Annotated in this window: 11 protein-coding genes; 9 read left to right on the top strand and 2 right to left on the bottom strand. The window is 62.2% G+C overall.

The window, feature by feature from the left end; all coding sequences use genetic code 11:
* Positions 1 to 67: 67 nt before the first annotated feature.
* Both ACOX7T_RS03035 and ACOX7T_RS03030 read right to left on the bottom strand, forming a co-directional pair.
* Entirely contained in the window at positions 68 to 544 is a 477-nt protein-coding gene (locus ACOX7T_RS03035) for a hypothetical protein (protein WP_433439777.1), read from the bottom strand.
* A gap of 2 nt (positions 545 to 546) precedes the next feature.
* Positions 547 to 3,681 (bottom strand): glycoside hydrolase family 3 C-terminal domain-containing protein, encoded by a 3,135-nt coding sequence (locus ACOX7T_RS03030; RefSeq protein ID WP_433439775.1) that lies wholly within the window; start codon positions 3,679 to 3,681, stop codon positions 547 to 549.
* A 287-nt stretch (positions 3,682 to 3,968) separates the two neighbouring features.
* On the opposite strand from ACOX7T_RS03030, the gene ACOX7T_RS03025 reads away from it, so the two are divergent.
* From ACOX7T_RS03025 to cutA, 9 genes are all read left to right on the top strand, one after another.
* Positions 3,969 to 4,712, top strand: a complete 744-nt coding sequence (locus tag ACOX7T_RS03025) for a DeoR/GlpR family DNA-binding transcription regulator (protein WP_433439773.1) — start codon at positions 3,969 to 3,971, stop codon at positions 4,710 to 4,712.
* 23 nt (positions 4,713 to 4,735) lie between these two features.
* A complete protein-coding gene (locus ACOX7T_RS03020; RefSeq protein ID WP_433439771.1) occupies positions 4,736 to 6,526 on the top strand; it encodes a hypothetical protein in 1,791 nt (596 codons plus the stop codon).
* Positions 6,523 to 6,768, top strand: coding sequence for a hypothetical protein (locus ACOX7T_RS03015; protein ID WP_433439769.1), 246 nt, complete (start codon positions 6,523 to 6,525; stop codon positions 6,766 to 6,768). The genes ACOX7T_RS03020 and ACOX7T_RS03015 overlap by 4 nt, the downstream gene beginning before the upstream one ends.
* A complete protein-coding gene (locus ACOX7T_RS03010; protein WP_433439767.1) occupies positions 6,765 to 8,192 on the top strand; it encodes an MBOAT family O-acyltransferase in 1,428 nt (475 codons plus the stop codon). The genes ACOX7T_RS03015 and ACOX7T_RS03010 overlap by 4 nt, the downstream gene beginning before the upstream one ends.
* Positions 8,193 to 8,204: 12 nt before the next feature.
* Positions 8,205 to 9,647 carry a hypothetical protein gene (locus ACOX7T_RS03005; RefSeq protein WP_433439765.1) on the top strand — a complete coding sequence of 481 codons (1,443 nt, stop codon included), beginning with the start codon at positions 8,205 to 8,207 and terminating at the stop codon, positions 9,645 to 9,647.
* 93 nt (positions 9,648 to 9,740) lie between these two features.
* Positions 9,741 to 10,490, top strand: a complete 750-nt coding sequence (gene yaaA / locus ACOX7T_RS03000; RefSeq protein WP_433439763.1) for a peroxide stress protein YaaA — start codon at positions 9,741 to 9,743, stop codon at positions 10,488 to 10,490.
* A gap of 1 nt (position 10,491) precedes the next feature.
* A complete protein-coding gene (gene bcp / locus ACOX7T_RS02995; RefSeq protein ID WP_433439762.1) occupies positions 10,492 to 10,956 on the top strand; it encodes a thioredoxin-dependent thiol peroxidase in 465 nt (154 codons plus the stop codon).
* A gap of 23 nt (positions 10,957 to 10,979) precedes the next feature.
* On the top strand, positions 10,980 to 11,372 hold the full coding sequence (locus ACOX7T_RS02990; protein ID WP_433439760.1) for a DUF5655 domain-containing protein: 393 nt from the start codon (positions 10,980 to 10,982) through the stop codon (positions 11,370 to 11,372).
* A 24-nt stretch (positions 11,373 to 11,396) separates the two neighbouring features.
* A complete protein-coding gene (gene cutA, locus ACOX7T_RS02985) occupies positions 11,397 to 11,729 on the top strand; it encodes a divalent cation tolerance protein CutA (RefSeq protein WP_433439758.1) in 333 nt (110 codons plus the stop codon).
* The last annotated feature ends 19 nt before the right edge of the window (positions 11,730 to 11,748 follow it).

Genomic DNA, 11,748 nt, shown 5'->3' with positions numbered 1-11,748 from the left:
CGGGGGGAGCACCCGGGCACAGCAATTCAAACCCTGTTCAGGCCTTCAACGCTTGCCCGAAGGTTTCTCAGGCCTCTTTCTTGGTGAGGCGGAAGAAGGCTGCCGCCATGGCGACAACGGCGGACACCGCCAGGCAGATCATGTTGGCGATGGTGCCGGTGGCGGAGGACAGGTTCTCGGGGGTCTGCACCTCCAGGGTGACATCGGCGTTGGAGAAGTAGATATAGCCCAGGCCCTCAGCTCTGGCCGCAATCAGGTTGATGAGGCAGAGGGTGAGGAGCACGGGGACGGCGATGCGCATGGCGCCGGAGATAATCTCCACCGCGGCGGCAGCGCCGCCGGTCAGCTTCAGCTGGGCCAGGACAATCACCAGCACCAGCAGAATAATGGCGGGGATACCGTAGTTCATCATGCTGCTGACGGTAGCGTTCTGGAAGTAGCCCTCGCTGGAGATATTCACGCCGTAGACAATCAGAGAGGCCACTGCCAGGATGGCGGCAATCAGGTTCACCCAAACGCCAGCGGACTGTTTCTTGATGTTCATGGTTATACCTCCTCCTTCTTCTTCTCGGGCACCAGGGTCAGGGCAATCCAGGCCACGGCAGTCACAACGGCCAGGGCGCCGCTGACATAGGTGACGGCAGCCAGCGCGTCATCCCACCAGGTGTTGACCTTCTCGGTGGACACGTTCATGATGGCGCTGTTGGCGTAGGTGTAGAGCTGGTACTTCAGGTTATCCCGGGCCTGCTCCACCAGGTCGGCGTCGCCGCTGACGGTCTCTACGGAGATATAGGGCCAAGTGGCGTCTACGCCGCCCTCGCCCAGATTGATGTGGTTGTCCTGAGTGGCAAAGTCGGCCACCTGGGTGATGCCGGCCATGACCATGGACTCGGCGTTGAAGTAGTACTTGTTGTTCATCATGTCGGTGGAGATAAGGCCGGTGTAGCCCCACTCGTTACGGAGGATATCCACCAGCATGCCGGTGTGGTGGGAGGCGTTGGTGGCGCCGATGCGGTTGAAGGCGATCATGACGGCCATACCGTCGGCGTCGCTCAGGCCGCCCTGGAAGCAGCGCAGGTCGGTCTCACGGAACTTCTGCTCGTTCATGTAGGCGGAGATGCCGCCGCGGTTGTGCTCCTGGTCGTTGAAGCCCATGTGCTTGGGACCGTTGAGGATGCCCATGTCGGCGCAGCCCTGGAGGATGCCGTAGCCGATGCGGTTGGTGAGCATGGGGTCCTCGGAGATGTACTCGTAGTTACGGCCGTTGTAGGGGGTGCGGCGCTGGGTCAGGCCGGTACCCCACAGGTGGTAACGCTTGAGCCACAGGCCGGAGTTGCCCTCAATGCGGCCCCACTCGTAGGCCAGGTCGGGGTTGAAGGAGGAGCCCATCAGGGTCTGGGAGTGGACGTTGAAGCGGTAGGTCTCGCCGGTGGTCTCGTCAGTGTAGGTGGCGGTGAAGCCGCTGACACCCTCGTTCTGGATGACCACGGGGTTGTCCACGTTGGTCAGCACGTCGGACTGGCTGCCGCCGTGGATGACGGCGCCCACAGCCTCGTCGATGGTGATGGAGGAGACCAGGGTATCCCAGAAGGGATCGTCGATGTTCTCCAGCTGCTCGTACTGAATGCTGGTGGTGTCGAAGCGGACGCCCTGGTCGCCGCCCTCAGTGGCGGGGTTCCCGGTCTGGATGGTGTAGGTCTGGCCGCGGAGCTCGGCAATCCACTCGTCCGCCTTGGGGCTGTCGGCGATGTAGATCTCAACCTCGTTATAGTTGATGGGATAGGTGCTCTCCCAGTCGCTGCGGGACAGGTAGGTGACGGTGTCCTCGCCGGTCCAGTAGTTCAGGTCGGCGTCGTCGGCCACGTTGGTGACGGCGGTGCCGTTGGAGACGGAGAAAGTGGTGTCGTCCAGCTCACCCAGGCTCCAGACCTGAGCGGTGCCGGAGGCCTCGGCGTCCATGCCGTCGGCGGTGGTGTAGCCCTGGACAGCCAGGATGTTGTTCACGGCCTCGTGGGCACCGGCAGCGGCGGTGAAGTAGTAGTCGCCGGCGTCCAGGATGTAGGTCTTGGCATTGGTGTAGTCGTAGCTGGCCAGGTACTTGGTGGGCACGGTGATGGTCACCTCAGCGGTGCCGCCGGCGGGAACCTCAGTCTTGGCGGAGTTGAGGAACATCACGGCGGACTTCTCCACCTTGTTCTGCACGTCGTAGTCGGTGTAGGGCTGCTGGACATAGAGCTGAGCCAGGAAGTAGCCGTCCTGGTCGCTGTTGTTCTTGATCTCCACCACGGCGGTGATATTGCCGTCGGGGGTGCGGTCCACGTCCACACTCTTCAGGGTCTGGGTGTAGTCCAGATAGCTCAGGCCGTGGCCGAAGGTGTAGAGCACTTCCTTATTGTAATCCCACGTGGCGTCCTGGGTGGCGCCTGCGCCGGAAGAAGCGCCGGAGGCGGGATTCACGATGGAGTCGTAGTAACGGGTCTCGTAGTACTTGTAGCCCACGTAGATACCCTCGGCCTCCACAATGTAGTAGCCGCCGTTATAGGTGTCGCTGCCGCCAAAGGAGCCGGCGGTGGTATTGGCGATCTCCACGCCGGGATAGCGGGGATCGTCGCCGTCGCTGCCCACGATCTCGTAGTCGGCATAGTAGCCGCCGCCGAAGTTCATCACAGCGGGGTTGGAGGCGTTGTCAGCCACATAGGTGTCGGGCAGGGCGCCGGTGGCGTTGACCTGGCCGGTGAGCACATTCACCACGCCGATGGCCTGGTAGTCGTTGAGGCAGCCGATGTAGGCGATGCCGTCCACTTCGTGGGCGCCGCCGGCGGCAATGTCCTTGATGACCATGGTGTTGCCGGTGTTCAGGAGGACGATGACCTTGGAGCAGGTCTCCTTGGCCACGTCGATGACAGCCAGCTCATCCTCGCTCAGGGCCAGGGGGTCCTCACCGGTCTCCTCACCGGCGTAGTTGACAGCGGAACCGGGGGCGTAGGTGTTGCCCTCGCCGGCGCCGCGGGCGAACACACAGATGCCCACGGTGTTTTCCTTGTCCACCTGGCTCTTCCAGTCGGCGGGAGCGCCCAGCTTCTCGTACTCCGTGGGGGGAACCTCGGCGATCTGGTAGGTGGTCATGTCGCCGGGGGAGGCCACGTAGATGTGGTCGTAGGCCACGGCGGTCTCCATCTCACCGGTCCACTGGTTGGGAACCTCCTCAGTGTGCTTGTTGAGGATGCCGTTCTGGTAGAAGTCCTTCACAGTCTCGTTAATCTTCACGCCAGCATCGGTGAGGGCCTGGACCAGGTCTACCGCGTCGGCGTTGCCGGCCTTGTGGTCGCCGCTGGTGTAGGGATAGGGTGCGTAGGCGGCCAGGCCGAAGAGGGCGACGGTGGTGTCGGAAGCCAGAGGCAGCACGTCATTGTCGTTCTTCATGATGACGGTGCCCTCTTCGCCTTCCTTGATGGCGATGTTCTTGGCGGCAGCCTTCATCTCATCGATGGTGGCATAGTCGCTCTGGAAGCGGGCGGAATCCTCATCGGTAAGGGTGACATAGCTGCTGGTTCCAAGGAAGCCGTCCAGCGCTGAACGATAGCTCTCCGCAATACCTGTGCCCACGACAGACAGGGCAAGCACGGAGGCCATGACAGCCGAAAGGCCTCGCATGACGGGTGCAATTCGTTTCGCTTTCATCATTTATCCTCCCCATAGTAGCATGAACATTAACGGCCGTTCTGTTGTGAGGAATTATAGCACTGTGGTAATCTTTTGTCCACGTTTTAGTGATAATATCCAAGAAGTAGAAAGAACAGCATACTTTTCAGGCTATTTGAACACAAATGAGCATAAATGAACAAAATTTCAGGTAGCAGACCGGCTTCGTGCCCGTAAACGAAATCCATAATATCCCAATCCCAAGGGATTGTTGACAATAAAATGACCGAATGATACAATATCGGCGAATTATGGAGGGGGTAATTATGCATACAAACGAACGTTTTGACCTAATCCTGGACTACCTGAAAATGCACAAACGCGCAACTGTTGCAGATTTGAGCAAATTGGTATACGTCAGCGAGGCCACCGTGCGTCGGGACCTGAACGAGATGCAGCGGATGGGACTGCTCCGCCGGACCCACGGCGGCGCCATGTACTCCGACGGCTCGGAAGAGGTGTCCATCTTCGTCCGGCAGGAGGTCAACGCCACCGGAAAGGAGGTCACCGTCTCCATCGCCCTGCCCCACCTGCCCGAGTTCCATACCATATTTATTGACAACTCCTCCACCTGCCTGGCCCTGGTGCAGCGGATGAACCTGCGCCACAAGGTGGCGGTCACCAACGGCATCCAGGCCGCCACCTGGCTGGTGCAGCAGGATGACGTACAGGTCATCATGCCCGGCGGCGAACTGAAGCTGAACACCGGCTTTACCGGCAGCACGGCCTGCAACGCCCTGCGGGGCTTCCGGTTCGATGTGATGCTCTGCTCCTGCGCCGCCATCGACATGGAGGGCACCTACGAGAACTCTCTGGCGGTGAAGGAGCTGAAGGTCACCGCCATGGACCTGTCCGACCGCTGTATCCTCATCACGGACAAGACCAAGTTCAGCCTGAAGTCTCCCTACCACACGGTAAGCCTGCGGAAGTACGACTGCATCTTTACCGACGCGGAGGACGAGCTGCTGACCCCCTACCGGGAGGCCGGGCTCCAAATCATCAACCGGTGACCGGGCGCAAGGGGGCCTTTTGCGTGAGAATCCGCAGAGTTCCGGAGCTGGCGGGGGTGCTGACCGCCGCGCTGCTGCTCCTGTCCGGCTGCACGACCGGTGGGGAGACTGTGCCCACCTGCAAGGTGGTCTTTGAGGACAACCCGGAGCTGTTCTTCTATAACCAGATCTACGAGACGGAGCGGGGCGGAGATGTGTCAGCCACCGTTGGCGTACCCACCGGCTGTCGGATTGAATCGGTCAGCTTTGACCGGTACACCGTATCAGGCAAGACCGGCTTTTCCGCCAGCTATGACTACTATACCCTCATCCTCCACGACGTCAAATACCCGGCGGTTGTGCGGCTGACCACCGCTCCCGCTCTCACCACCGTCTATGCCCCAGGGGACGGGCATGGAGAGACCATCACCGTCCAGGAGGACAGCCCACGCCTGTCCCCCAACACCCTGCCCTGGCGGGGACAGTTCTCCAGAGAGGGCTTTCTGGCTGTGGGCTGGAATACCGCTCCCGACGGCAGCGGTGTCCATATCGGCTTTGGCAGCCGCTCCGCCAGAGAGGACGGGGCGGAGACGCTGACCCTCTACCCGGAGTGGCTCCCCTGTACGCCGGAGGAGACCTTCACCTGGACCGAGCAGGACGGCGGCGCCATCATCACCGGCTATGACGGCAGAGAGAGGGACCTGGTCATCCCCGAGACCCTGGGTGGGCTGCCTGTCACCGCCATTGCAGCCGGAGCCTTTGGCACTGTGACGGCGGACATTGCGGCCCTGCCGTCCACCCTGACAGCCGTGGAGCCGGGGGCCTTTTCCGCCCTGACAGCGGAGCATCTTTACCTCTTTGATACCCTGGAACAGGTGGACGAAGCCTCCTTTGGGGATTACGCCATCACCCGCCTCCACCTCAACGCCGTCAGGGACCCGGCGTACAGCAGCACCTACTTTGACACCTTCCCCGATAAGGCGGACTATCTCCGGTCGGTGGCGGAGGAGGACAAGCTGGTGCTCTTCTGCGGCTCCTCCGCCCGGTTCGGGTACGACAGCCCCATGCTGGCTGAGGCGTTTCCCGATTACGAGGTGGTGAACATGGGGGTGTACGCCTACGCCAACATGCTGCCCCAGGCCAGAATCGTCCTCCACTATATGAAGGAGGGGGATATTCTGCTCCACTCCCCCGAGCTGGACGCCATTGAGCAGCAGTTCTGCGGCAGTGCCGCTCTGGACAAGGAGACCTTCTGCATGACCGAATCCAACTACGACCTTCTCTCCCTGCTGGACTGCCGGGAGTTCACCAATCTGTTCGGTGCCTTCGGGGACTTCCAGTCCGCCCGGATGGACATGGCGCCCCGGTCCTACCACGACTCCCCCGCCATGTACGATGAGGACGGCAGCCGGCAGGAACAGGCCACCTACAACCGCTACGGGGACTACATCCTCTACCGGGAGAACAACCTGTCCGGGGAGAATTTCGGCATCAAGCGGGCCTTCTACAACGCCAGCCATATCACTGAGACGGACTGGCAGGGCATCAACGCCATGTACGACAGCTTTACGTCCAAGGGCGTGGCAGTGTACTTCACCTACTCACCCCGCAGCCGTACCAGCATCTCGGAGGACAGCACCGAGGAATCCATCACCGAGCTGGACGCCCTGTTCCGGCAGAGGCTCCACGCACCCGTCATCTCCGACATTCAGTCCTCCCTCATGGACCCGCTGTACTTCTACGCCACCGACAACCATCTCAGCACCGAGGGCGTGCACATCCACACCGCCCAGGTCATTGACGACCTGCGCCGGGCACTGGAGGGAGAAGCATGACCTTTGTCTTTCTCCAGTACCCCCTCATTCCCGCCCTGCTGGTTTTATCTCTGATTCTGACCGCTCTGGCCGGGCTGCTCCGCCGGGGCGGCTGTGCGGCGGCGGTACTGGCGGCGTTGTCCGCGTCGGCCATGGTAATCGTTGCGCTGGCCTGCTCAGTGCCCTATGAGGAGCTTCTGCTCCTGCTGCTCCTCCCGGCCCTCACCTGTTTTCTGACTGTGGTAAGGGGGGAGAAGAAATGAGCTTTGTGTCCCCCGGTTTTCTTCTCTTTCTCCCGGCGGTGCTGGCCCTCTACCGGCTCATCCCATGGAAAAAGCGGTGGATGGTGCTCCTGCCCGCCTCCTACTTCTTCTACGCCTGCCACAGCCCCTGGCTGCTCAGCCTTATCTTTCTCACCACCCTGGTGTCCTACGCAAGCGCCCTGCGCATCGAGCGGGCGGAGACCAGAAAGCAGAAGCGCCGGGCGGTGGTTCTGGATGCGGTGGTGTGTCTGGGCATCCTGTTCCTCTTCAAATACCTGGACTTTGCCCTGGGCGGGGTGTTCTCCCTGCTGAAACTGTTTGGGGTGGAGAGCAGCTTTTCCGGCTTCCATCTGCTGCTGCCCATGGGCATCTCCTTCTATGTGTTCCAGACCATGTCCTACACCTTTGACGTCTATCGGGGCACTATCCGGGCCGAGCGCCACCTGGGGTACTACGCCCTGTTTGTCTCTTTCTTCCCCCAGCTGGTGGCCGGGCCCATCGAGCGCCCCGGCGATCTGCTGCCCCAGCTGAAGGCCCCCAACTCCCTGGAGCAGGAGGACATTGCCCAGGGCGTCCGGTTCCTGGTGCGGGGATACGGCAAAAAGGTGCTCATCTCCGACTTTCTGGCCCCCTTTGTGGATACGGCCTATGGGGACGCCGCCGGGGCTGGGGGCGCGGCCATGGCGCTGGCCACCGTGCTCTTTGCCCTGCAGATCTACTGCGACTTCTCCGGCTACTCCGACATCGCCATGGGCTGTGCCCGGCTCATGGGCATCCGGCTCACCGAGAACTTCCGGCAGCCCTACGCTGCCGCATCTATCCGGGACTTCTGGCGGCGGTGGCACATCAGCCTGACCCGCTGGTTCACCGACTACCTGTACATCCCTCTGGGCGGCAGCCGCCGGGGACGCTTGCGGCAGTGCGTCAACATCCTGGTGGTCTTTCTGGTCAGCGGCCTGTGGCACGGGGCCAACCTGACCTTTGTGGTGTGGGGCGGGCTCCACGGTCTGTTTCTGACGGCGGAGACCCTGCTGCTGGGACGGCGGCAGCTCAAGTCGTCCTTGGGCCGGTGGTTCCACAGGGCAGTAACCCTGGTTTTGGTGTGCTTTGCCTGGGTATTTTTCCGTGCGTCCGACCTGTCCCAGGCAGTGTTCATTCTCCAATCCATCTTCACCGACTTCCGCCTGTCCGCCGCCCTGACCGAGCTGAGCATGGGCCGGGTGGAGCTGATACTGGCCTGCCTGCTGGTGCTCCTGCTGCCCCTGCTGGAACGGCTGCCCGCCCTGAGCGTGCAGGAAAACCAGGCCCGGGGGCGGTACGCCGTCCCTCTGCTCTATTTCCTGCTGATTGCGGCCATCGTGATCTGCCGCTGCCTGGTGCTGACGCAGCACGGGGCCACCGCCTTCATCTACTTTCAGTTCTAGGGAGAGGATGCCATGAAACAGCGAAAAACACCCTCCCCTGCCGTCCTCTGCGGCGTACTGGCGGCGGCTCTGTGCCTGCTGGCCGGGCTGCTGCTCCTCTTCGGCTTTGTCCTGCCGCCCCAGTATGAGGACACCTTTCTGGGGGAGATGAAATACAAGATGGAGCGGCTGGAGACCACGAAGGGCCCCCGCATCATCGTGGTGGGGGGCAGCAGTGTGCCCTTCGCCCTGAAAAGCGGCCTGGTGGAGGAGTACCTCCCCGGCTATCAGGTGGTGGACTTGGGCATGTACGCCGGTATGGGCACGGTGGTCATGCTGGACTGGGCCCAGACCCAGGCCCGTGAGGGGGATATCTTCGTCATTGCCCCGGAGCAGAGTGCCCAGACCCTGTCCTGTTTCTTCTCCGGCGAGCTGGCCTGGCAGGCGGCGGACGGCGCCTTTGACCTGCTGCCGCTGATTGACTCCAGCCGGTACGAGTCCCTGGCGGCCGCCTTTCCCGCCTTTGCCGGGAAAAAGCTGTGGTACGCCCTGACGGGAGCCCCGGAACCGGATGGCGTGTATGCCCGGTCCTCCTTTGACGGATACGGCGACATCGTCTACCCGGACCGGACGGCCAACATCATGTCTGGGGGCTACAACCCCAACGACCTCATCTCCTTCTCCCAGGACGTCATCACAGAGGACTTCATCGATGCCCTCAACGACTTCGCCCGGGCGGTGACCGCAAAAGGGGCCAGGGTGGTCTACCACTTCCCGCCCATGAACGCCGCCGCTCTGGAACCGGGCACCGACCAGACGGCGGTGGACGCCTACTATGACTACCTGGACGGACAGCTCCTGTTCCCCATTCTGGGGGACCCGGGCCGCTGCATCCTGGACAGCGGCTGGTTTTACGACACCAATTTCCACCTCAACGCCAGCGGCGCCACGGTGTTTACCAAGCTGCTCATTGAGGATTTGAAGGTCTTTCTGGAGGACACCTCCCCCACCGACATCGTGCTGCCCTCCATGCCCTCCGCCGGGACGGCCGCCCTGGGGACGGACAACTCCGACGGCGCCCTGTTCACCTACCGGCGCACAGAGGACGGCTGGATTTTGTCCGGCCTGACGGAGGCGGGACAGTCCGCCCAGTCCCTCACCCTGCCCGGCAGCTATGAGGGGGAGCCGGTGGTGGGGCTGGATGAGGCCCTCTTTGCGGGAAACACGGTCATCCGCGAAATCAGGGTCCAGCCCAACATCAGCGTGCTGTACGACGGCATGTTCTCCGGCTGCACCGCCCTGGAAAAACTGATTCTCACCGGAGAGGACCCGTCGGCCTACGCAGCGGGGGACGGCCTGCGGGAGGGTGCGGACTTTTTCATCTGCGTGCCGGAGGCGGCCCTGGACCGGTACCGCCGGGACTACTTCTGGCAGACCTATGCCGCCTGGATTCAGCCCTGGCAGGAGGATTCCTGATGCAGTCCGCCATTCCCATTTGAAAGCGGGCGGGTTGTGTGTTATCCTATCAGAAGAGACGGGCCGTGAGCCCGTCCCCTGCAAGGAGTTTCTATGCGGATTATTATCTCACCGGCCAAGAAAATGATTGTGGACACCGACAGCTTTCCGCCGGAGGGCCTGCCCGCCTTTCTGCCCAGGACGGAGCGGCTGCTCTCCGCCCTGCGCTCCATGTCCCCGGCGGCGCTCCAGGCCCTCTGGAAGTGCAACGACGCCATCGCCGCCCTCAACGTGGAGCGGCTAGCCGCCATGGACCTGAGCCGCAGCCTGACCCCCGCCATTCTGTCCTACGAGGGCATCCAGTACCGCTACATGGCCCCCACTGTCTTTGAGCAGTCCCAGCTGGACTATATCCGAACCCATCTGCGCATCCTCTCCGGTTTTTACGGGCTGCTGCGCCCCTTTGACGGCGTCACCCCCTACCGGCTGGAGATGCAGGCAAAGCTGGCGGTGGACGGCTGCCGGGACCTGTACGCTTTCTGGGGCGGAACACTGGCGGAGGCCCTGGCGGCGGAGACTAATTTGGTTGTCAATCTGGCCTCCAAGGAGTACAGCAAGGCGGTGGAGCCCCACCTTCCTGCCTCGGTGCGGTTCCTCACCTGTACCTTCGGCGAGGAAAAAGGCGGAAAGATACTGGAAAAGGGCACCGCCTGCAAGATGGCCCGGGGACAGATGGTCCGCTGGATGGCGGAGCACGGCATTGACCGGGCTGAGGACCTGCGGAACTTTGACGGTCTGGGCTATGCCTTCTCCCCCGCCCACTCCACGGAATCCAATTTTGTCTTTTTGAAAGGAGATACCTGATATGCTGGAAGCCGGAACCAAAGCCCCTGCCTTTACCCTGCCCGACAAGGACGGCAACCCCGTATCCCTGTCTGATTTTGCGGGAAAGAAGGTGGTGCTCTACTTCTACCCCAAGGACAACACCCCGGGCTGCACCAAGCAGGCCTGCGCCTTTGCCGCCGCCTACGGCGAGTTTGAGCGGCTGGGCGTACCGGTTATCGGCGTGAGCAAGGACTCCGCCGCCTCCCACCAGAAGTTTGCCGACAAACACGGCCTGCCCTTCATCCTCCTCTCCGACCCGGAGCTGGCCGCCATTCAGGCCTACGACGTGTGGCAGGAGAAGAAGCTCTACGGCAAGGTGTCCATGGGCGTGGTGCGCACCACCTATGTCATCGACGAGCAGGGCGTCATTGAGAAGGCCATGCCCAAGGTGAAGCCGGACACCAACGCCGCCGAAATTCTGGACTATCTGAAGTCCGGGCAGTGATTTTCTGAGAGGAGGCGCCGGCTGTGAACTGTTCCGAGCACTACGCCGCCGACCTGCTGTTCTACTTTGACGGCAGGCCCCTGGAGCTGTCCCTCTATGAGGCTCTCTTCTCCGCCCTGGACGCCGCCCTTCCCCAGGCCGCGGTCAAGGTACAGAAGAGCCAGATCAGCTTTTACGGGCGGCATCTCTTTGCCGCCGCCTCCCTGCCGGTGCGGCGGAAGAAAACCTGGCCGGAGCACTGCATTCTGGTCACCTTCGGCCTGTCCCACCGGGTGGAGGACCCCCGCATTGCCGTGGCGGTGGAGCCCTATCCCAACCGCTGGACCCACCACGTGGTGGTGGACAAGCCGGAGCAGATTGACAGCCAGCTGCTGTCCTGGCTTCGGGAGGCCTGGGACTTTAGCGAGAGCAAGTGATTTTTTCACCAGGAGGTGTCCCATATGGCGGAGTTTCCCTACTGCAAGCTGGAGATTTTTATTCCGGAGACCCATCTGGCCGTTCTCCAGCAGGCCCTGATGGAGGTAGACGCGGGACACATCGGCAGCTATGACTGCTGCCTGTCCTATTCCCCGGTCACCGGCTGCTGGCGTCCCCTGGCGGGCACATCCCCCTATCTGGGCCGGGAGGGCCAAATCAGTGCCGAGCCGGAACTAAAAGTGGAGGTCACCTGCCGGACCGAGCGGGTGGACGAGACCATCGCCGCCGTCAAGCGGGTTCACCCCTACGAGGAGCCAGTCATCAACGCTATCCCCCTCTACCGTGTGGGGCTGTAAAACGGCATAAAAGGGCGCG

Origin of the sequence: Pseudoflavonifractor sp. (assembly GCF_050943825.1) — a bacterium.
Taxonomy (GTDB): Bacteria; Bacillota; Clostridia; order Oscillospirales; family Oscillospiraceae; genus Pseudoflavonifractor.
Note: the sequence above shows the minus strand (reverse complement) of the source record. Positions and strands in the feature narration are given on the sequence as shown.